This is a genomic window from Staphylococcus pseudoxylosus (genome assembly GCF_003697915.1).
Lineage (GTDB): Bacteria > Bacillota > Bacilli > Staphylococcales > Staphylococcaceae > Staphylococcus > Staphylococcus pseudoxylosus.
Genome location: NZ_RCVN01000004.1, coordinates 166,487 through 188,042 on the forward strand (window position 1 = coordinate 166,487; position 21,556 = coordinate 188,042).

21 protein-coding genes are annotated in these 21,556 nt (G+C 32.7%); 4 read left to right on the forward strand and 17 right to left on the reverse strand.

From position 1 onward, the window contains the following. Positions 1 to 765: 765 nt before the first annotated feature. Genes D9V42_RS05005 through D9V42_RS05015 form a run of 3 tightly spaced genes read right to left on the reverse strand, consistent with a single transcriptional unit; the run spans position 766 to position 2,958 of the window. Positions 766 to 1,731, reverse strand: a complete 966-nt coding sequence (locus D9V42_RS05005) for a 2-hydroxyacid dehydrogenase (RefSeq protein WP_107555939.1) — start codon at positions 1,729 to 1,731, stop codon at positions 766 to 768. Positions 1,732 to 1,741: 10 nt separating this feature from the next. After that, positions 1,742 to 2,521 carry a TIGR01457 family HAD-type hydrolase gene (locus D9V42_RS05010; RefSeq protein WP_122063505.1) on the reverse strand — a complete coding sequence of 260 codons (780 nt, stop codon included), beginning with the start codon at positions 2,519 to 2,521 and terminating at the stop codon, positions 1,742 to 1,744. 5 nt (positions 2,522 to 2,526) lie between these two features. Next, a complete protein-coding gene (locus D9V42_RS05015) occupies positions 2,527 to 2,958 on the reverse strand; it encodes a DUF86 domain-containing protein (RefSeq protein ID WP_107555938.1) in 432 nt (143 codons plus the stop codon). A 144-nt stretch (positions 2,959 to 3,102) separates the two neighbouring features. On the opposite strand from D9V42_RS05015, the gene D9V42_RS05020 reads away from it, so the two are divergent. Beyond that, complete coding sequence (locus tag D9V42_RS05020) at positions 3,103 to 3,369, forward strand: DUF3055 domain-containing protein (RefSeq protein WP_017722369.1); 267 nt, start codon at positions 3,103 to 3,105, stop codon at positions 3,367 to 3,369. A gap of 279 nt (positions 3,370 to 3,648) precedes the next feature. Here the strand turns inward: D9V42_RS05020 and D9V42_RS05025 are convergent, their stop codons facing one another. The 7 genes from D9V42_RS05025 to D9V42_RS05055 form a co-directional block, all read right to left on the reverse strand. Continuing rightward, entirely contained in the window at positions 3,649 to 4,032 is a 384-nt protein-coding gene (locus D9V42_RS05025) for a YutD family protein (protein ID WP_107555937.1), read from the reverse strand. A 168-nt stretch (positions 4,033 to 4,200) separates the two neighbouring features. Further along, positions 4,201 to 5,142 (reverse strand): lipoyl synthase, encoded by a 942-nt coding sequence (gene lipA / locus D9V42_RS05030; RefSeq protein ID WP_107555936.1) that lies wholly within the window; start codon positions 5,140 to 5,142, stop codon positions 4,201 to 4,203. Between the two features lie 80 nt (positions 5,143 to 5,222). Further along, positions 5,223 to 6,542, reverse strand: a complete 1,320-nt coding sequence (locus D9V42_RS05035; RefSeq protein WP_122063508.1) for a bifunctional metallophosphatase/5'-nucleotidase — start codon at positions 6,540 to 6,542, stop codon at positions 5,223 to 5,225. A gap of 21 nt (positions 6,543 to 6,563) precedes the next feature. Beyond that, positions 6,564 to 7,388, reverse strand: a complete 825-nt coding sequence (locus tag D9V42_RS05040) for a sulfite exporter TauE/SafE family protein (protein WP_107555934.1) — start codon at positions 7,386 to 7,388, stop codon at positions 6,564 to 6,566. A 10-nt stretch (positions 7,389 to 7,398) separates the two neighbouring features. Continuing rightward, the gene (locus D9V42_RS05045) at positions 7,399 to 8,247 is read right to left on the reverse strand and encodes a DUF72 domain-containing protein (RefSeq protein WP_107530143.1); all 849 of its coding nucleotides are present in this window, start codon (positions 8,245 to 8,247) and stop codon (positions 7,399 to 7,401) included. Between the two features lie 316 nt (positions 8,248 to 8,563). After that, complete coding sequence (locus D9V42_RS05050) at positions 8,564 to 9,631, reverse strand: NAD(P)H-dependent flavin oxidoreductase (protein ID WP_122063511.1); 1,068 nt, start codon at positions 9,629 to 9,631, stop codon at positions 8,564 to 8,566. Between the two features lie 55 nt (positions 9,632 to 9,686). After that, positions 9,687 to 10,712, reverse strand: a complete 1,026-nt coding sequence (locus D9V42_RS05055; RefSeq protein WP_107555932.1) for a hemolysin family protein — start codon at positions 10,710 to 10,712, stop codon at positions 9,687 to 9,689. Between the two features lie 196 nt (positions 10,713 to 10,908). On the opposite strand from D9V42_RS05055, the gene D9V42_RS05060 reads away from it, so the two are divergent. Further along, complete coding sequence (locus D9V42_RS05060; RefSeq protein WP_122063514.1) at positions 10,909 to 11,175, forward strand: zinc ribbon domain-containing protein; 267 nt, start codon at positions 10,909 to 10,911, stop codon at positions 11,173 to 11,175. Between the two features lie 356 nt (positions 11,176 to 11,531). Here D9V42_RS05060 and D9V42_RS05065 read toward each other — a convergent pair whose 3' ends face one another. From D9V42_RS05065 to sufC, 6 genes are all read right to left on the reverse strand, one after another. After that, positions 11,532 to 12,059, reverse strand: a complete 528-nt coding sequence (locus D9V42_RS05065; protein ID WP_233665188.1) for a GNAT family N-acetyltransferase — start codon at positions 12,057 to 12,059, stop codon at positions 11,532 to 11,534. A gap of 174 nt (positions 12,060 to 12,233) precedes the next feature. Next, entirely contained in the window at positions 12,234 to 13,631 is a 1,398-nt protein-coding gene (gene sufB / locus D9V42_RS05070) for a Fe-S cluster assembly protein SufB (protein ID WP_017722380.1), read from the reverse strand. Positions 13,632 to 13,809: 178 nt separating this feature from the next. After that, on the reverse strand, positions 13,810 to 14,259 hold the full coding sequence (gene sufU, locus D9V42_RS05075; protein WP_017722381.1) for a Fe-S cluster assembly sulfur transfer protein SufU: 450 nt from the start codon (positions 14,257 to 14,259) through the stop codon (positions 13,810 to 13,812). Then, positions 14,249 to 15,487 carry a cysteine desulfurase gene (locus tag D9V42_RS05080; RefSeq protein WP_122063599.1) on the reverse strand — a complete coding sequence of 413 codons (1,239 nt, stop codon included), beginning with the start codon at positions 15,485 to 15,487 and terminating at the stop codon, positions 14,249 to 14,251. Before D9V42_RS05080 ends, sufU begins: the two co-directional genes overlap by 11 nt. Before the next feature lie 151 nt (positions 15,488 to 15,638). After that, entirely contained in the window at positions 15,639 to 16,946 is a 1,308-nt protein-coding gene (gene sufD / locus D9V42_RS05085; RefSeq protein ID WP_107556123.1) for a Fe-S cluster assembly protein SufD, read from the reverse strand. Positions 16,947 to 17,047: 101 nt separating this feature from the next. Then, the gene (gene sufC / locus D9V42_RS05090) at positions 17,048 to 17,809 is read right to left on the reverse strand and encodes a Fe-S cluster assembly ATPase SufC (protein WP_017722384.1); all 762 of its coding nucleotides are present in this window, start codon (positions 17,807 to 17,809) and stop codon (positions 17,048 to 17,050) included. 364 nt (positions 17,810 to 18,173) lie between these two features. On the opposite strand from sufC, the gene popT reads away from it, so the two are divergent. Both popT and D9V42_RS05100 read left to right on the forward strand, forming a co-directional pair. After that, positions 18,174 to 19,022, forward strand: coding sequence for a polyprenyl-phosphate transporter PopT (gene popT, locus D9V42_RS05095; protein ID WP_122063520.1), 849 nt, complete (start codon positions 18,174 to 18,176; stop codon positions 19,020 to 19,022). A 182-nt stretch (positions 19,023 to 19,204) separates the two neighbouring features. After that, on the forward strand, positions 19,205 to 20,233 hold the full coding sequence (locus tag D9V42_RS05100; protein ID WP_122063523.1) for a hemolysin family protein: 1,029 nt from the start codon (positions 19,205 to 19,207) through the stop codon (positions 20,231 to 20,233). Between the two features lie 620 nt (positions 20,234 to 20,853). On the opposite strand, the gene D9V42_RS15075 is transcribed toward D9V42_RS05100, so the two are convergent. Further along, complete coding sequence (locus D9V42_RS15075) at positions 20,854 to 21,027, reverse strand: VraH family peptide resistance protein (RefSeq protein WP_017722387.1); 174 nt, start codon at positions 21,025 to 21,027, stop codon at positions 20,854 to 20,856. Between the last annotated feature and the right edge of the window lie 529 nt (positions 21,028 to 21,556).

Below are 21,556 nucleotides of genomic sequence, written 5' to 3' on the forward strand. Positions count from 1 at the left end.
AATAATGTAATTATTTGTTACAAATCATTGTTAAAAAATCTTGCCTAAGACTATAACTGAGCGTTGTTATTGCTATCTACCGTATTTAAAGTATGTAGTAGCGTCATGAAATTGCTACGGAAAATGTACAAATTAATAAGGAGCAATCATAATAAATTTTGAAAATTATTCATTATCTACTTGCTTTAAAATTTGTTATTTAGCTATTTAATCGAGGGGAGATTTGTAACAAATTCGACACTTATACAATTGATTTTTTTAATAATGTTATTCTTTACACCATTATTTATAGCCTATTAATTAAAATTTCACATGAAAATCCACCTCCCTTTAAAACAGAGGTGGATTAAAACGTAGACCATCCTTAGTTCATTATTCGACTAAAGTTTATTTGTATAGTTTTTTCAAAATAACAGTAGGTTTTCAGACCAAAGTTGGTTTTATTATCAATTAATTTATTCGACATAGTAAACACCACCATTGTTTAATTTATATAATAATCTTTTTAGTGTAATACTGGCAGTGATTTAGCTGGATTCCTGCGTGAAGCGCACTACCCGAGACTACTAGCTAAGGCATCTCCCTGGGAAAGCATGCACAAAAAAACTGCCAACAAAGTCGGAAACTTTGTCGACAGTCTGATACACCTCTCTTTAAAACAGAGGTATATTTCTATATTAGAGGTAAGTATTAACGCTCTACCTTATTTCTTTTATATTCGGATGTAATAATACAAAACGTCGCCATATCATCTATTTACAAAATTTATTTAAAATTGACTGGTGTTTTAGCTCGTTGATTGCTTAATATTAATCTTATATTATCAACACATAATTGAATCATACGATTTCTGGTTGTAACAGAGGCGCTTCCAATATGTGGAACGATAACAGCATTGTCCATCGATAATAAAGGATGTGCCATATCTATTGGCTCTTCGCGTAAAACGTCAAGTCCACAAGCTGCAATCTGTCCATTTTGTAACGCAAATACAAGCGCCTCTTCATCTACGACAGCACCTCGCCCAATATTTATAAAAATGGCATCACTTTTCATTTTTTCAAAGGCTTGGGTATTAAATTTATTTCTAGTTTCTTCTGTAAGTGGTGCAGTACAAATAATAAAATCACTATGTTCAAGCAAAGTATCAAAAGGAACATACAATGCACCAAGTGCTTTTTCAGTATCTTTATTTCTAGATCTATTATGATACATAATCTTAGTATCAAAACCTTTTAACCTTCTTGCAAATGCCTTACCAATCTCACCCATACCATATATTCCTACATTGGCATTAGACAAATCTTTTCCGGCAAATAAGTATGGTCCCCAACTTTGCCACTCTCCATTTTGAACATACTTTTCAGCTTCCACAATACGTCTAGCTACTGTTAACATCAATGTAAATCCAAGTTCTGCAGTTGTTTCAGTAAGTACACCAGGTGTATTAGTTACAGTAATCCCTTTACTATTTACAAGGGGGACATCTATATTATCAAAACCAACTGCCATATTAGCAATCACTTTCAATTTTGGAGCAGCTTTGATAACTTCACTATCTATTTTTTCACTTAAAGTAATTAAACAAGCAGTTGCATCTTTAATAGCCTCTAGAAATTGATCTCTTGGCATTGGTATTAAAGACTCATCCCACATTTCAACTTGTGCAATAGCCTCTAACTGATCTATAAATGGTTGTGGAATACTTCTACTTACAATGATTTTTTCCATTCAATCACTCCTAACTCTCGAGTTCTTTAATAACATCATTTAAATCTTTAAATGTATAGGTCGGCGGTACTGGCTTCTGTTCAATTTCTTCTTTGGTTGTTACACCTGTTTGTACATGAATCGTATCAATATTCACATTGATGCCCGACATAATATCTGTGTCGTATAAATCACCTACCATCGCAACCTCTGAGCGCTCTAACCCTAAAATGTCTAGCGCTTTTTTCATAATAATTGGTTCTGGTTTACCGATAAATGTAGGTTGGACGCCAGTTGACACTGTGACTACGCTTGTAATCGCGCCATTTCCAGGTAAAAATCCACGTTCCTTTGGTATTGATACATCTTGGTTAGTTGAAATAAATTTCGCACCATTACGTACTCCTAAAGTGGCAGTCGCTAATTTTTCATAAGTAACGGCTTCGTCTAAACCAATAACAACATAATCTACAAATTCATCTTCTTTAACGACTAATCCTTTGTCTGTTAACGCATGTTTCAATCCGCTACCACCTAGCATATATACACTTGCTCCTGGAGATTCCTCAGCAATATATTCTGCAGTAGCTAGCGCTGATGTAACAACCTCATCAGCTTGTGCGACTAATCCTATTTTATTTAATTTCGCTGCTACTTCTTCTGGGTCTTTGGTAGAATTATTAGTCACATATAAATGTGGAATTTTATATTGATTTAAATATGATATAAATTGAGACGCACCATCTATATGTTCATCGCCTTTATATAAAGTACCATCCAAATCAATTAAGTAAGCTTGATATTTTTTCATATTACTTATTCTCCTTTTTTGCCAAATGCCGTTACAGGTACATCTTCACTCTTTAAAAATTGTATAACTTCTTCTACATATGTTTGATAATAAGATACCGACTCGTCAAAAAGTGGTACTAATTCAGCGGTATCAAGTTCATCATAATAATGAACAAATTGTTTTCTAACATCTACCGTTTTATTGATTTGATTTTGTGTTTCTTCTGAAATCACTTTTTCCAAAGCTAAGATATCTATTACGTCTTTATAATTTCCTGGGTCTCTTAAGATAAAACCATCAATAATCATGTTGCCAATGTCTACTGCTGATTCAATAAACATTTGTGCTATGCGCTCGAACGCATAAACATTATCTTTATTTTGCGGATAATCTCGAATAAGTTGTTGCAAGTAATTTAATTTTGTATTTAATTGATCTTTATTCACGAAATACATCTTTTCACCCCTATCAATCTCATCATACCATACCTTTGCAGTCGAATTCATTTATGGTTATACTGTAAATTAAGACTTTTTAACTAAATTAAATATCTATAATAATTAGATTTGCAAAATAGAAGAAGTAAGGAGTGTTTCAAAGTGATTGATATGTATCTTTATGATGATGACGAATCTGCTCAGGTGCAATTTGTTGGTTTTGTTGGTGAACATAGTCGCTATGACCTAATGCTAGTTCAAACAAACCGTCATTTCGGTAAAACGATTGTATTAAATATGCAAACGAATCAATTCGGTATAATAGGTACCGACGATTTAGAAGAAGAAGGTTATATTGCCCACATCCTAGGTGTTAATGAAGACGAAGGCAATGAAATTTCAGAATACCTTAATGAAGTTATTCAATAAATGCGTACAAGCATATAAATATGATTATCGTAACAAACCTTAGCTAAGTAGAAATCGTTATATTAACGATAGCAATTCAATTCTATGCTCTGTAAATATGTTCACTTCAACACCATAAACCAAAAGCAACTTTATTCAAAATTGAATAAAGTTGCTTTTTTAAGTCGGACTATTTTATTTATGCGTCAAAATTTTAATCAAACGATACATACATTACTATTGCACATAATACTCAAACATATAGTAAATATTGTTTAAAGTACGATATACCCAAAATCATTATTTTTCAGTATCTTGAATACTAGGCTTTATTTTAACATCGTGCAACTTATCTTCTTCAAAATCTGTTTCAACTATGTCATTTGACTCTACATAATTTTTCATTTCTACTTCTGGAATACGTCTTAATATAAAGTACGGGCAACCAAAATTACAATATTCTAATAAATAATCTTGAATTGTTGAAAAGCGTTTGCTTAATTCGGCTTTCTTATTAGAATCTTTATAAAAGCCTTTCAACCTCAGTTGGTCATAACCAAAATCTCCAACAATAAAATCATACTTATCTAATATATCTGAATAGCGATTCACAAATGTTTCTTCATCAAAACATTCTCTATAATCTTCTATGATTTCAAAAAATTGTCCATTTAACTTTATCATGTCATTCACCTAATCTAAACGTATCAAATTACTATTATTCACTAATTAATTGATTAATAAATAGTTCTTTGACTTGTATGTAATTATATTTTACTTCTAAGAAAGACTTAGCTCATTAGTATTGCGCATCAACACAACTGTAACAAATGAACTAAGTCTTTAATTAACTTATTTATTTAAATGCTTACCGATTTCTGTACCAAGTTGCGCTTCACCAATACGGTGTTTTTCTTTAGCCGCTTCATTTACTTGCTCGTCGGCATGGTATGAACTTCTTACTAGTGGTCCTGCTTGGCAATGTTTAAATCCTTTATCCATTGCTACTTTTCTTAATTTACCAAACTCTAATGGTGTATAATATTTTTCAACTTTTAAATGTTTACGTGAAGGTTGCAAATATTGACCAATCGTTAAAATATCAACATCATTAGCACGTAGGTCGTCCATTGTTTCATAGATTTCCTCGTGTGTTTCACCTAATCCAACCATAAGACTTGATTTTGTTGGGATATCAGGTTGTAACTCTTTAGAACGTCTTAAGAACTCTAATGTACGATCATAAGTTGCTCTAGCACGAACTCTCGGTGTCAAACGGCGGACTGTTTCGATGTTATGGTTTAAAATGTCTGGTTTTGACGCCATTAAAGTTTCTAAAGCATCATAGTCTCCGCCCATATCTGAAGGTAAGATTTCTATTGATGTGAAAGGATTACGCTCACGTACTTTACGTACAGTTTCAGCGTATACATTTGATCCTGCATCTCTTAAGTCATCACGAGCCACAGCTGTAATAACAACATGTTTTAAATTCATTAATTCTACAGATTCAGCCACGCGTTCTGGCTCATCTAAATCTAATTCATTTGGAAGTCCTGTTTTAACTGCACAGAAACGACATGCACGTGTACATACTGCACCTAAAATCATAAACGTAGCAGTACGACGTTCTCCCCAACATTCATGTATATTTGGACACTTTGCTTCTTCGCAAACTGTATGTAAATTCTTTTCGCGCATCATTTTCTTAAGACCAGTGTAGTTTTCGTTAGTATTTAGCTTTATTTTCAACCAATCTGGTTTACGTAAAATCTCTTCATTTTTAGTAGCCATAACCGCACAATCCTCCTGATTTGAAATCTCTAATCATTATAACGAAAATTCAGGTAAATTAAAACGTATAAAGTCATATTTTAATATTCCAATAATTTTTCTTTAAAAATATCTCTTAAAAACTCTGGCATCAAGTAATCTATAGACTGATCTTTTAAAGTAGGAAAATAACGTCCAAACGTATACATATCTATCGTTCCCAATATATATGTCTCGTCATCATTGATTAATTCACCATTTATAAAATAACGTGATTCAGACTCAATAAATCCTAAATTATATAAAATATAGCCGCCAAAAATATTACCTCTAAAACCCAGACCTTGTGCGTGTTCATTAAGGTATTCTTGTTTTTGACTTTTAATTATTATATTTTTCAACTCTCGCCCACTTAATCTAATACGGACTGCGTTAATAGGGTGAGGTAACATCTGATGTATATCGTACTCCGTTAAACGTTCTGCCTCTATGCCATTTACGATGAGTCCTGCATTAATAATTGTACAGTCTGCATTCGTAAATTCAAAAATACTTTCTGCTAAAATATGCGCCGTTTGAGTAATGGTATCTGTTCTTCTAGGTAAGGAAATTGGTCGATCAATCACTGAATCATTTAACAACATTTTTCCTTCTTCATCAAAATGAGTCTCAACTTTTGGTAATTTGTCTAGTGGATGAAGTATTGCTTGTTTTTTAACTATGCTATTATTTTCAATTTCTAAAGTGACTTCCCCTAAAAAATGCCCATATTTTCCTGCTGCAGCCATTAATACACCATTGTTAATCTCACCATTTTCAAAATAGTGGTGTGTATGACTACCTAAAATCAAATCAATTTCTGGAATTTCTTGGCATAATTTTTCGTCAAAGAATACACCAACATGGCTCATAATCACAAGTAAATCATAGGCACCTTCATTAGCATTTATTTCATCTTTAATTGCTTCTAAAGGATTTGTGACAATCCAATCTAAAGCTCGATAAAAAGGAGTGAATGGCGCAGTAGCCGCAATAAATAGTATGCGTACCCCGTCTATAACTTTTATGAATGATGATGACATATTACGGGGTAAACGCCCCTGTTCATCAAAGACATTCGCACAAGTAACATCGAATGTTGCATTGTCATATAAAGTATTTAACGCATCATGAGAAATTGTCATACCTTCATTATTACCAATCGTAGCGATATCACAGTGTGCTTCATTTAATAATTCGACATTTTTTATACCCATAGTTGCTTCAGTGACAGGCGCCGAAAGGTCAACATGGTCGCCAATATCTAAATATAACGAATGATGGTTTAGCTGTGGTCTCTTTTGAGTCAAATACTCTGTAATTCGTGCATATTCGTGTAAGTGACTATGTATGTCATTTGTGTGATAAATTGTTAACTTCATCTATAGTTCCCCTCCTTCGTTTTATAAAAATGATTTAATTATTAAATATATACCCATAATTAACATTACTGTACGCAATAATATGACAACGGTCTCTGATTTTACCGAGTGATTAATTTTCACACCGATCTTTGCACCAAAATAACTTGCAAACACTAGGACAATTGCATATAACCAGGCCACATGTCCTTGTGCAATATGGCCTACTGAACTCATAACACTAGAAAAGAATATCATCATCATACTTGTACCGACAGCCACATGTGGTGGGAATCTAAATACAATTAACATCAGTGGTGTCATTAATGCACCACCACCTATACCTAGTAATCCGGTTAATATACCAATAAATAATGTTGCAATGAAGGAAATTAAAGGTGGCACATGATAAAAATATTGCTTACCATAACCATCAATATAACTCCGTTCGTACTTTGCTTTAGCAAATATTTTTAATGGTTTTATTTTCTTTCGTATTACAAGCAAACTCGCTACTAATATTAAAAACAAACCAAAATACAAGTTAAAAGATGTTAATGTTAAGTAACGACTTATTACAGAGCCAATGAGCGCCCCTGGTAGCAAACCAAATAAAAATATCGAGCCATTTTTCACATCAACTTGTTTAGTTTTCAAATACCCCAACGTCGAAGACAATCCAGTTACTATTAATATAACTGATGAGGTACCTATAGCGATTTGAGGCGTCATACCTTCAAGTAAATCATGATCAACACCTAAATAAACTAGTGTAGGTACAATGATTATACCTCCACCAATACCAACTAATGATCCTAAAATTGCTGATAAACCACCAATTAAAATCAATAATATTACAGTTAACATCCAATCGCTCCTAAAATAATTTTAATTGTTGTGGCGCTAATCCCTGATAATCTATGCCCAATAAGCGTTGATAGGTTTTAGCATTTTGGGCTGCATGTCCACCAGAATTATTATTAAAAACGACGTAAATATCTTTTGCTTTATGTTCTAGTACTTTCACTTTATCAATTAATGCTTTTAATTCTTGTTCACTATAATCATATAAATACCTTACTTCTCTCCAAGCATCATCCGTCATATCTTTTTTAGTCCATCCATGTACATTTCTTCCATGGTACCGTACAAATGCGGTTTCATTTGTAATGCGGTTAACCATGGGTATAGAACCTTGACCAACTTGAGGTTCATCACAAACCGCATGTATGATATCTTGTTGTGTTAAGAACGATAACGTTTCTTCTTTAAAAGACTCGTTAAACCAAGATTGATGTCTAAATTCTACACATACAGGAAAAGCTTCCAATTGTGCTCGAATATAACGAATATACGTTATATTTTGAACAGTACAATCAAACCAAGGAGGAAATTGTACCAACACCATCGCAAGCTTATTTTCATCTTTTAATGGTTGAAGCATCATTTTGAACTGATCTACTAAAGTTTGTCTTGTCTCAGCAAAGTCATGGTAGTCTGCATGTAAAGTTAATGCTTGATGTATTTTCACTATAAATTTAAATCTTTCAGGTGTTTCTTTTATCCATTTTCTAATATTTCTCTCAGGTTGAATTGCATAATACGTTGCGTCCAATTCTACAATTGGAAAATGACTTGCATATGTAGCTAATTTATCCGTCTTACGCTGCAAGTCTTCATACAATGAATCATGGTCTCCCCAACCTGTTAACCCTATATTTATCATAGTATCACCAAGTTAATGATACCACATATGTTTTAATGGATTCACTTGATTAAATTCAATTTACTATAACTTAAAAAAGTAAATCTTGATACTTTATGATTTATCGAATGTATTTAAAAATCTGATAATGACGTGATCATTTTAGTCAGTGTTAATTTTCAATAATAAAAAAGAGAAATAGTATTGAAATCAAAAGTTTAAAGTTGATTTCAATACTACTCCTCATTGCTTAAAAACACTATTTTCAAATTTTTTTAGCTATGCTATAGCTTAATAAGCAATTTACATATTGTGCTTATCATATATTTATAGTTATTCACTGATTCAATAGTTGGTTTGCTTGTTGTACAATACGTTCCATCAATGCTGATGCCGACGAACATTGCGCCAATCTAGGACTTTGTCCACTCCATAAATGTGTCCACTGCGCATTACCTTCTCTAGCCGCTTCTTTACGAATTGCGCTAGTTAATTGATTTTGTATAGGGTAATCTGGGATATCTTCATTATATTCACCCATTTCATGGATAAACTCATTATCTATACCTCTCGCAGGTTTACCAGTAAAGACATTTGTAACTACAGTATCTGTTTCTTTACTATGTTGGATTGCATTTTTATAAAGTTGGCTTGCACCACTTTCCTCGGATGTTAAAAATGCCGTACCCATTTGTATGCCTTCAGCGCCTAAAACCATACTAGCGACCATACCTCTGCCATCCATAATACCACCTGCTGCAACGACAGGTATACTCACCTGGTCGACAATTTGAGGTATGAGTGACATCGTACCTATGAGAGGAGTGAGATTGCTGGATGTTTCTGTAAAAGCGCCCCTATGGCCACCTGCCTCACTGCCCTGGGCTATGATAGCATCCATACCTGCACTTTCATTAGCAATCGCTTCCTCCACACTTGTAGCCGTTCCTATGACTTTAATATTTCTTTCTTTTAATCTGGTAAGTATTGATTGTTCAGGAATGCCAAATGTAAACGAAACTACAGGCACGCCTTTTTCAATCACGATATCAATCGTATCTTCAAACTGCTGTTTCTCACTTATATTAACAATAGGTTCATCTATATTTAATGCTCTGCGATATGGTTTTAACCAAGCATTCATGTGCTCTACTTTTTCAGGAATAAATAACTTCTCACTAGGCACAAACAAGTTCACTGAATAAGGTAAATCAGTTAATTGTTGCACATTAGTGATTTCTTTTTCCAGTCGCTCTGCACTAAAATAGCCTGCGCCAATCGTTCCTAATCCACCACTATTACTCACTGTCGCAACTAATTCAGGCGTGGTCGATCCTGCCATGCCAGCTTGTATAATTGGATATTTAATATTTAATAATTTAGTAACTCTAGACGATAATTCCATTTAATCTGCCCCTTTGTCTTTTTAACAAAATAACATCATTAAATCATGATTAAAATCACATATTATTTTTATTGTACGCCTTCATTTGTTCCTCTAGTTTTTCATTTTCTTCTTCATCCATCTCATCTTCTATTTCCATACCTAACATTTCTTCAATTAGGTCTTCGTGAGAAACAATAGCTTCTGTACCACCATACTCATCTAATACAATGGCTAAATGTTTACGTGAAACTGTCATTTTCCTCAACACCCATTCAGCACGATTATGCTCATTCACAAATAAAGGCTCGGATGTATATTTTAAAATATCATTCTCAGGTTCACGGCTCCATGCTAATAAATATTTAGAATGAAAAATACCTATAACTTGATCAATATCTTTACCATATACAGGATAACGTGTATATGGATTAGAAACTACAGTATCATAAGCTTCTTCATACGATATATCTGAAGGAAATGCAGTAACATTTATGCGTGGCGTTGTATCAATGTCTGTAATCTTTAATTGCTCAAAATCCATAACCCCTTGAATACGATTACGCTCCATTTCATTAAATGCGCCTTCGCTACCTGCAATGGTAACCATCTGTCTAATCTCTTCTTTTGAATAACGTTGTTGCTCTTCCTGTCCTTTAGATAAAAATCGGTTAATTGCATCTGTCATACCATTAAGAATTTTAGTGATTGGTTTAAATATTAAGACGAAAAACGATATAGGTGTATACACTAAACGTGAAATTCTATCTGGATATGTAGCTGCAATTGACTTAGGAATTACTTCTGAAATAACAATGATGACTACCGTTGTTACTGCCGTTGCAATACCAACATTTAAACCCAAGTCTACTGCTAATATTGTAACTAACGTAGGTAAAATAATATTCGCGATATTATTTCCAATGAGTATCGCCGTGATAAATTCACTTGGTTTTGTTAATAATTTTGATAATTTCCCCGCTTTTTTATTTCCCTCTTGAGCATCTGTTTGTATTTTCATCCTGTTTGCAGCAGTTAATGCAGTTTCACTTCCCGAAAAGAAAAATGAAGCAAACAAAAGTATGATTATACCAATAACCATAAATTCATGACTCCTTTAATAAGCTTTATTAATAAATTCACTTTCATATTATTTCCCATTTTAATAACTTTATAAACGCATTGTTCTTGTAATTTAACATATCGTTTCCCAGTAAAAAGCACTCACATTTGATAGCTAATTGTTACAGGTAAATATGTTATGATAAGGAAAATAATACAGGATAGGAGTTGTTCATATGGCTAAGGTAACGCAGTGCCAAAGTTGTGGGATGCCTATAGATAAAAAAACGTCTGCAGGAACAGAAAGTGATGGTACAGCATCAGAAAAATACTGTCATCATTGTTATCAAAATGGTTCATTTACTTTGGATCTTGGATTTGATGATATGTACGAGTATAATCTAAAAAGATTTCAAGAATCAGACATGAATAAAATACAAAAATTCTTTTTAAACAAAATGTATACTAAAAAATTTATGGCCAAGTTAGATCGCTGGAAATAACACACGCTAGCAGCATGTTAAAAACACGTAATCAATCGAATTATTTAAGCCACTTTTAAACAATTCGACTTAAGTTTAAAAAAGTATGAGCATACACATAGTTGAGTCAGTCTTATTTAATATTATTTTTCTAAAATGCTCTTACTCATGGACCTGTTGTTTTAAACAGTCACAATGTAAATAACATTATATTCCAAAATATACAAAGGAGTGAACATATGAAATCATAACAGTTACCTTGATTTCATATGTTCACTCCTCTTTATAGCTGAATAATAGTCTTAATAAACATTTCCTTATATTGATAGCTCATGCATACATCAATCACAATCTAAGAATATACAATTTTCAATAACTTAAATCATAACTTTTTCAAATTTAAAAAACTCAAATTCTTTTTCTACTCCATTCACATCAAACATTTCTTTATAAAATCCTGTAATGTGAAAATTGCATTTATTTACGTAGAAATGGATATTACGCTTTTCAAAATAAGGTGTATGTAATTCCCAAACTTTAGTTTCTGGAAAATGATTTTCAATCGCTTTCCAAACTTTAGTTCCAATCCCTTTTCCGTGTACATTGTCATTAATATATAATGTATCGACATGGTTTCTGTTATTTTCTTTATCTATTTCAAAGATAGCACCACCAATATTCTCACCATTTAAATAAAAATAATAAATATGGGCGTTATCTGAATAAAAAGATTCATTATAATCTTGTTCTGATGGAACTGGTGCAAAATTTTCTGGATGTGCTTGTTCAGGGAATGTTTCTTTAAGCCCTTTCAAAAATGACAATGAAGATTGTTTTTTGAAAGCTTCGAATTCATCCTTTTTAACGCGTGCTAATTGTATTTCGCTAAGTCTCTGCTCTGTCACGTATATTACTCCCCTCAAAAAAGTAAAAGCTATGAGTTCATTAATATTTTGTTATTTTCAAAATAAAAAACACGAAATGATACGTAATTTTAACAACATTTAAAGATAAATGCTATCAATTTAGTATCACTTCGTGCTTTTAATATTATCCAACGGTGATTTCAATGGTTAAATTTAACCGATTGAACCTTCCATTTCAAATTTAATTAAACGGTTCATCTCTACCGCATATTCCATCGGTAATTCTTTTGTAAATGGTTCAATGAAGCCCATTACAATCATTTCAGTCGCTTCTTCTTCAGAAATACCACGACTCATCAAGTAGAATAATTGTTCTTCAGATACTTTTGAAACTTTCGCTTCATGTTCTAAAGAAATATTATCATTGAATACTTCGTTGTAAGGAATTGTATCTGAAGTAGATTCATTATCTAAGATTAAAGTATCACATTCGATGTTTGAACGTGCACCCTTAGCTTTACGTCCAAAGTGAACGATACCACGATAAACAACTTTACCGCCATCTTTAGAAATTGATTTAGAAACAATTGTTGAAGAAGTATTTGGCGCTTTATGAATCATCTTAGCACCAGCATCTTGTACTTGTCCTTTACCTGCAAATGCAATAGATAAAGTACTTCCTTTGGCACCTTCACCCATCAATACACAGTTAGGGTATTTCATCGTTAATTTAGAACCTAAGTTACCGTCAACCCATTCCATGTTACCATTCTCATGAACTAACGTACGTTTTGTAACTAAGTTATAAACGTTGTTTGCCCAGTTTTGGATTGTTGTGTAACGAACATGTGCGTCTTTATGAACGATGATTTCAACTACTGCTGAGTGAAGAGAGCTTGTTGAGTAAACAGGAGCTGTACAACCTTCAACATAGTTAACAGATGCGCCTTCATCAGCGATGATTAATGTACGTTCAAATTGTCCCATATTTTCAGAGTTAATACGGAAATATGCTTGTAATGGTGTATCTAATTTAATGTTTTTAGGTACATAAATAAATGAACCACCAGACCAAACAGCTGAGTTTAATGCTGAGAACTTGTTGTCAGCAGCAGGCACAACTGTTGAGAAATATTGTCTGAATAACTCTTCGTTTTCTCTTAATGCACTATCTGTATCTTTAAAGATAATTCCTTTATCTTCAAGTTCTTTTTCCATATTATGGTAAACAACTTCAGATTCATATTGTGCAGAAACACCAGCAAGGTATTTTTGTTCTGCTTCAGGAATACCTAATTTATCAAACGTACGTTTGATTTCTTCAGGTACTTCATCCCATGAACGTTCTGTATTTTCAGATGGTTTAACATAGTAAGTGATATCATCGAAGTCCAATTCAGATAAATCTCCACCCCATTGTGGCATCGGCATTTTGTAGAATTGTTTTAATGATTTCAATCTATAGTTAAGCATCCATTCTGGTTCATCTTTCATGCTTGAGATTTCACGGACAATATTTTCCGTCAAACCACGTTCTGATCTAAAAATGGAAACATCTTCATCATGGAAACCATATTGATAATCCCCAACATCAGGTGCTTTTTTAGCCATTTAAATCACTCCTTTTATATATTAAAAACGACTTACGTGCAAAATCATTTGTGTATTACTTTTTATATGCTGTTAAATAGGCAATGTATTAAACCTTTAACTACATTAGATATCATGTTGTAATCCCTAGTTTGAATGGAATTTTACACATTGTCAATGCATCAACTTCAGTTTAATCCTACTCTTCAGTATTGCCTTCTTTTTCAACTGTACCCTTTTCGAGTGCTTTCCATGCTAATGTGGCACATTTAATACGCGCAGGGAATTGAGCGACGCCTTGTAGGGCTTCAATATCGCCCATATCTTCGCTAATTTCATAATCTTCACCAAGCATCATTTTGGAAAATTCTTGACTCATTTTCATAGCATCTGCTAATGAATGACCTTTTACCGCTTCAGTCATCATTGAAGCGCTAGACATGGAAATGGAACAGCCTTCCCCATCAAATTTAGCATCTTTTATGAAACCATCTTCAATATCAAACGTAAGATGAATGCGGTCCCCACACGTTGGATTGTTCATGTCGACGGTCATGGAACCATTATCTAAAGTGCCTTTATTTCTTGGGCTTTTATAATGGTCCATAATCACTGAGCGATACAATTGATTTAAATTATTAAAATTCATATGAGAAAAACTCCTTCGTCTGTTTCAACGCTTCGACGAGTTGGTCAATATCTTCTTGCGTGTTATAAATATAAAAACTTGCGCGTGCTGTAGAAGATTGATTCAACCACTTCATAAGTGGTTGTGCACAGTGATGTCCGGCTCTTACGGCCACACCTTCAGTATCTACCGCAGTTGCTACATCATGCGCATGAACATCAGTCATATTGAATGTAATAACACCAGCGCGTCTTTCTTTCGCAGGTCCATAAATTTCAATACCATCTATCTCTGACATCTTGTCGTAAGCGTACTGTGTTAATGCTGTTTCATGTTGTTGGATCTCTTCGAAACCTAAGTTTTCAATATATCTTACGGCTTCAGCTAAGCCAATTGCTTGAGCTATTAATGGTGTACCAGCTTCAAATTTAGTAGGTAAGTCAGCCCATGAAGCTTCATATTTACCTACAAAATCAATCATATCTCCGCCAAATTCAATTGGTTCCATTTTATTAAGTAACTCGCGTTTACCATATAAAACACCAATACCTGTTGGACCAAGCATTTTATGACCACTAAAGCTGTAAAAATCAACATCTAATTCTTGCATATCCAATGCCATGTGAGGCGCTGCTTGTGCACCATCCACGCTAATGATTGCGCCATGTTCATGTGCAACTTCTGTTATTGCTTTTATATCATTAATTGTGCCAAGTACGTTGGATACATGTGCTATAGCTACAATTTTTGTATTATCATTAATTGTAGCTTTCACATCTTCAATCGCTAACTCCCCATCTTCAGTCATTGGGATAAATTTTAATGATGCATTTTTACGCTTAGCCAATTGTTGCCATGGCACGATATTAGCATGATGTTCCATTTCAGTGACTACAATTTCATCACCTTCTGCAATGTTAGCATCACCATAACTGTGAGCGACAATATTTATCGATGCTGTTGTACCTCTAGTGAAAATGACTTCTTCAAAGTATTTTGCATTAATAAAACGTCTCACTGTCTCACGAGCACTTTCATAACCATCTGTCGCTAATGACCCTAATGTGTGTACACCACGATGTACGTTTGAATTATAACGTTTATAATAATCAGCCATTGCATCAATAACTTGCACGGGTGTCTGACTAGTAGCGGTTGTATCTAAATAAGCCAAGCGATTGCCATTAACTTGTTGATTGAGAATTGGAAAATCTTTTATAATTTCAGTAACATTTAAAGTATCAGTCAAATTACTCACAGGCCTTCCTTTATTAAAAATCAATATGCAGACCTTAGCAAAGGTTCAGTCACAATTGATAGATCGTTATACTATCTTTGTCGCTACGGTCAAAATTGGACTTCCCGCTTTAATTACTATTGTCTTAACTTCAATTTTAAGTCTATTTATTTACTTTTAATTCAATTACTTCACGTAATTGACGTTTAACATCTTCAATTGGTAGTTCACGAACTACTGGATCTAAGAAACCATGAATAACTAGGCGCTCTGCTTCTTGACGAGAAATACCACGACTCATTAAGTAGTATAATTGCTCTGGGTCAACGCGACCAACTGAAGCTGCGTGTCCTGCTTCTACATCATCTTCATCAATTAATAAAATTGGATTAGCATCCCCACGAGCATTTTCAGATAACATCAATACACGAGATTCTTGGTTAGCATTTGATTTAGCGCCACCATGTTTGATGTAACCAATACCATTAAATACTGTTGAGGCACCTTCAAGCATAACACCATGTTTTAAAATATAGCCATTTGTTTCTTTACCATATTGTACAATTTTTGATGTTAAATTAACTTTTTGGCTACCTGTACCAACAACAACAGATTTTAATTCACTTTCTGAACGGTCACCAATTAAATTAGTTGTATTATCAATAATCTGGCTACCTTCATTCATAAGTCCAAGTGCCCAATTAATTGTAGCATCTGCTTGAGTAACACCACGGCGGATAATATGACCAGTAAAGCCTTTATCTAAATAATCTACAGAACCATAAGTGATTTTTGAGTTTGCTCCTGCATTTACTTCTGAAATGATATTCAATTGGTTGCCTTCGCCACTAGCATTTGATAGATAGTTTTCAACATATGTCACTTCTGCACTTTCCTCTGTGCTAATAATGACATGATTGTAGAAACTTGCTTGTTCATCGTCATGTAAGACAACATACTGAATTGGGTGTTCTACAACTACATTTTTAGGCACATATACAAATACGCCACCGTTTAATAATGCTGTGTGTAATGCTGTTAATCTGTGTTCATCAACAGTAACAGTTTCATTCATGAAATATTGTTTTACTAAATCTGGATGATTAATTAATGCCTCAGATAAACCTTCAACAATAACGCCATCATTTTTTGCAGAATCAGAAACTTTAGTAAAAGCCAATGTATTATTATGTTGAATAACCAAATTCTCAGAGTTATCTATATCGATAATATCTTTTACTGCTTCTGGTAATTCTTCTAACGTATGGTATACGCTACCTGTTGTTTCGTGTTGCTTAAATGAGTCAAAATCCCATCTGTTAATTTTTGTTTTATCTGGTTTTGGCATTTCTAAAGTTTCAGTTAATTTTAACGCTTCTTTACGTAATTCTGTTAGCCAAGTAGGTTCATTATGGGCTTGTGAATATTCAACTAGTTGCGCTTCAGAAATGTTCAAAGTTTCAGTCGTCATACTTTTTTCCTCCCATTTGATGATTGTATGATTTAATTCATCGGTATAAATCAAGACCTTAAATCTTCATCTAAATTAATATGTTTAATATGAATTGAGACTTATTCTGTAGCACCATACTCTTCTTTAACCCATTCGTAACCTTCTTCTTCAAGACGCTTAGCTAATTCTGGACCACCAGAAGTAACTACTTTGCCGCCATACATAACGTGAACATGATCAGGCGTAATGTAATTTAATAGACGTTGATAGTGCGTGATAATTAATGAGCCAAATTCGTCTCCACGCATTTGGTTGATCCCTTTAGAAACAACTTTTAATGCATCAATATCTAAACCTGAGTCAATTTCATCTAAAATAGCGAATTTTGGTTCTAACATCATTAATTGAAGAATTTCATTACGTTTCTTCTCACCGCCAGAGAAACCTTCATTTAAGTAACGTTGTGCCATATCTTGATCGATATCTAAGTAATCCATTTCTTTATCAAGTTTTTTGATAAATTGCATTAAATTAATTTCTTCACCTTCTTCACGTTTAGCATTTATTGCTGAACGCATGAAGTCTGCATTTGTTACACCAGTGATTTCTGATGGATACTGCATTGCTAAGAAAAGACCAGCTTTTGCACGTTCGTCAACTTCTAATTCTAAGATATTAACGCCGTCTAAGATTACTTCCCCTTTTGTTACTTCAAAGCTTGGGTGACCCATGATTGCTGATGATAATGTTGATTTACCAGTACCATTTGGTCCCATAACTGCGTGTATTTCACCTGTGTTAATTGTTAAATTAACACCCTTTAGAATCTCTTTATCTTCTATAGACACATGTAGGTCTTTAATTTCTAATGTTGATGGCATACATATTCCCTCCGTATTATATGATATGTTTTTCCTATCTAGTTTATAATAATTTTAATCTGCAGTCAAAAGACTGAGCACTTGTTACATCATCTAATTATAACGTAGTTATATATGAATATAAACCTTTTCTAGTGCTAAATTAAAATCGTTATTAAAACACAATAATTTTCGATAATAATACTATGATTTCTGTAAATGATAAAAGCATCCTTAATGTTCTCAATACATTAAATACTCTTTTTCATATTAATTCGCATTATAAATATGGTATCTACATCATTTAGTTTCTTTGTGTTTATAATATTGTATTTCACTTTTTTATGCTAATATCATTACTACATTATTAAAAAAGGAGAAAGATATGTCAAAAATTAAATGGTCTAATTTACGGAAAGGTTTTGCAATGGGTACGACTGATTTAGTCCCCGGAGTAAGTGGCGGAACAATTGCACTGTTGCTAGGTATCTATGATGATTTCATACGTTCCGTTAGTGGGATTTTTTCAAAACGGTTTTGGGAAAGTCTGAAATTCTTAATTCCTATTGGTCTAGGTATGGTTATCGCAATTGGAGTATTAAGTAAACTCATTAATTACTTACTCAGTACACACACAGTACCAACAATGTTCTTTTTTGTTGGGCTTATCGGGGGAATTATTCCTTACCTATTGAAAACGTCTAAATTCAAGCAAACGTTTAGTATACAGCATTATATATTATTGTTATTAGGTATCGTTATTATTGTAGTTATTACATTACTCAATAACGGAGATAAGCACGCTGGTGAAACTTTAACATTAAATTCTTGTTTAATAATCAAATATTTTATAGCAGGTATGTGTGCTTCTAGTGCCATGTTATTACCTGGCATTTCAGGTTCATTCATGTTACTCGTCTTTGGCGTTTATGGCACAGTAATGTTTGCTATTTCAGAATTCATGTCTTTAAACTTTGCGGCAATACCTGTTTTATTAACTGTAGGTTTGGGTGTGATTTGCGGATTTTTATTCTCAAGTAAATTAATTCAGTATCTACTATCCTATTATACCTTTCTCACATACGCGCTTATTATAGGTTTTGTAGTTGGCTCACTTTACGCCGTGTTCCCAGGACTACCTGGTACATTTATAACTTGGATAATTTCAATCATCACACTTATATTAGGATTTGTTATTAGTTTTAAACTAGGAAAAATTACAGCAAATGACTAATGATTTTTAATTTGTATCCTATTTGACTACAAATTAAACTCATAGTCATTCAATTTATCGTTCAACTACGTTATTTCACATAAAGTAATTCTTTACACTAGCTATGAACTCGTACTTTTTATATAATAGAATACCAATCAGAAATGATTGAATAACAACATATCGGAGGAATTAATTAATTTTTGGGGACCTTTATTAGTTTAATTATATTTATTTTATTATTGGTGTTAACCGCATTCTTTGTGGCGACAGAATTCGCAATCGTTAAAGTTCGAACATCTAGGATTAACTCACTTGCGAATGGAAACAATAAAAAAGCAGTTGCCGCACAAAAAGTAGTTTCACACTTAGATGAATATTTAGCTGCTTGTCAACTTGGCATTACAATTACAGCTTTAGGTATTGGTATGGTCGGTGAATCTACCTTTGAGTTTTTATTACATCCTATTTTTAGTAGTTTAGGCCTTTCAGAAACAATGATTCACATATTCACATTAATTAGTGCGTTTGTAATTGCAACTTATTTACACGTGGTTGTCGGTGAAATGGCACCTAAAACAATTGCAATTCAAAAAGCTGAACAAATCACATTGCTAATCGCTAAGCCAATTATCATGTTTTACAAATTATTTTATCCATTTATTTACATTCTTAACGGCTCGGCAAGATTAATTTTAAAAATGTTTGGCATGCAACCTGCTAAAGAAAGTGAATTATATCATTCAGAAGAAGAATTAAAACTATTAATTAAAGAAAGTCATGAAGGTGGAGAAATTTCAGAAAATGAGTTAACACACATTAATCGTGCTTTCGCGTTTGATGAAATGAAAATTGCAGACGGATACTTGCCACTTGAAAAAGTCTCAGTTGTTGATATCAATAGTAATATTGACGAAACTAAAGCATATGTAAGTAATGCAAACTACACAAGATTTCCTGTAATTAAAGACAACTCTACACAAATTGTAGGTTATATACATGCAAAAGATCTATTAAGTAATGATATCAACTCGCTTAAGGATATTACTCATAAGATTCTTAAGATCAAATTAAATTCAAAATATCATCAAGTCTTAGAGCAAATGAAATCACACCAAATTCATATCGCTCTAGTGGAAGACGAACAACAAAACCCACTTGGCATAATCACAATGGAAAACATCTTAGAAAATATTGTCGGTGATATTAAAGACGAATACGATCAATCTTAATAATCAAAATAAGTACAAATGATTCCGAGGCATAAATGAATGTCTCGGTTTTTTTATGTATTTAACTATCAATTCTTGTTGTTAAAATTTCAAAAAGAAATACTAAAGTTACTGCTAAATATCTTTGTGACTATTAAATTTTTATACTGGAATTATTATTGTAAAAAATTGATTTCCGTAACTATAGCTCATGAGAATTTTTATTCAATTTTTATCAAGTGAAGTATCACAAATAAAACCCGACACATAACTTATATACGTTTTCACCTATGATTGAAATGAAAATGCATATAACATAATTGTCGGGTTTAATAATGATCAATATCAATAGCGAAAATGATATTTCATTCATATAATATATCCATAAATAGAGCTCTAAGAAGATTCCTGTCTCTAATTATTTTAAGCTCTCCCATTACAGTTAAAATTAACAATTTGAAACTAATAACATTAAATATTCAAAGTAACCGTATTATCTTTTGCATTTAACTTAGCAAATATATTAATTAAAACTTAATTGTATTTTACACCTTAGAATTGTTCAATTCAAACTTAACTGCTAGGAAATACTTTATTACGCTTTCTATTAGTATTAAATCTAAACACTAATTAGTTTCAACCTATTTTTTGAAATTCTTATCAAACCAAAGTAAATAGACGATAGCACCAACTGGTACACCGACCAATGGCGTTGTAACCAAACTTACAACAAACATACAGGCTATAATCGTTAATACATCATTAGTACGCCACTTTTTATTTAATAAGTAATTCCACATTTCTTTTAGACTCATTTAAATCCACTCCTTAATATTTAAAAGTCATTTATTAATCAGATGCGTTTTAATAAAATCACTCGTTTAACTTTAAAATTTTTATTTCAAGATATTTGTAGTTATCATTTAAAATTCAATACATTGATTCATTCATATTTTAATTTAGATAACTGTGCTAATTGTAAAATTAAGCTATTTTAAAAAATATCTATCATCCGAAAATAGCTCAAGTATCAAAACGGCATCAATTCAATATTGTTGATAATTTAATGATAACACGTAATAAAGTAGATAAAACTAACATTGTTGTCACTTTTTAAATAGTTTAATTAATTAGGAATATGACTTATACGCCTCTACTAAATACTCAAAATCTTAAAAAACACTAACTACCCAACCTAATGAATAGTTTGTGCTTTTTATTTTTATAGGTTCTTTAACAAAGTTAACACAATATTACTCTTTAGCCATTACGGTATAGAGGATAATAAATATTCCACTATTATTTAGTTGGAATAATTGAGTAGTTTATCAAGGAAGTTCATGA

Bases quoted from the DNA above. Each gene is read 5' to 3' on its own strand.
- D9V42_RS05025 (WP_107555937.1), bottom strand. From the start codon at position 4,032: ATGATAAAGTTAAATGGACAATTTTTTGAAATCATAGAAGATTATAGA.
- D9V42_RS05055 (WP_107555932.1), bottom strand. From the start codon at position 10,712: ATGGTTATTGGTATAATCATACTTTTGTTTGCTTCATTTTTCTTTTCG.
- D9V42_RS05015 (WP_107555938.1), bottom strand. From the start codon at position 2,958: ATGTATTTCGTGAATAAAGATCAATTAAATACAAAATTAAATTACTTG.
- lipA (WP_107555936.1), bottom strand. From the start codon at position 5,142: ATGGCTACTAAAAATGAAGAGATTTTACGTAAACCAGATTGGTTGAAA.
- D9V42_RS05010 (WP_122063505.1), bottom strand. From the start codon at position 2,521: ATGAAAAAATATCAAGCTTACTTAATTGATTTGGATGGTACTTTATAT.
- D9V42_RS05050 (WP_122063511.1), bottom strand. From the start codon at position 9,631: ATGGAATTATCGTCTAGAGTTACTAAATTATTAAATATTAAATATCCA.
- sufB (WP_017722380.1), bottom strand. From the start codon at position 13,631: ATGGCTAAAAAAGCACCTGATGTTGGGGATTATCAATATGGTTTCCAT.
- D9V42_RS05035 (WP_122063508.1), bottom strand. From the start codon at position 6,542: ATGAAGTTAACAATTTATCACACAAATGACATACATAGTCACTTACAC.
- D9V42_RS15075 (WP_017722387.1), bottom strand. From the start codon at position 21,027: ATGAGTCTAAAAGAAATGTGGAATTACTTATTAAATAAAAAGTGGCGT.
- D9V42_RS05060 (WP_122063514.1), top strand. From the start codon at position 10,909: ATGGCTAAGGTAACGCAGTGCCAAAGTTGTGGGATGCCTATAGATAAA.
- sufU (WP_017722381.1), bottom strand. From the start codon at position 14,259: ATGAATTTTAATAATTTAAATCAATTGTATCGCTCAGTGATTATGGAC.
- D9V42_RS05040 (WP_107555934.1), bottom strand. From the start codon at position 7,388: ATGTTAACTGTAATATTATTGATTTTAATTGGTGGTTTATCAGCAATT.
- D9V42_RS05045 (WP_107530143.1), bottom strand. From the start codon at position 8,247: ATGATAAATATAGGGTTAACAGGTTGGGGAGACCATGATTCATTGTAT.
- popT (WP_122063520.1), top strand. From the start codon at position 18,174: ATGTCAAAAATTAAATGGTCTAATTTACGGAAAGGTTTTGCAATGGGT.
- D9V42_RS05005 (WP_107555939.1), bottom strand. From the start codon at position 1,731: ATGGAAAAAATCATTGTAAGTAGAAGTATTCCACAACCATTTATAGAT.
- sufD (WP_107556123.1), bottom strand. From the start codon at position 16,946: ATGACGACTGAAACTTTGAACATTTCTGAAGCGCAACTAGTTGAATAT.
- sufC (WP_017722384.1), bottom strand. From the start codon at position 17,809: ATGCCATCAACATTAGAAATTAAAGACCTACATGTGTCTATAGAAGAT.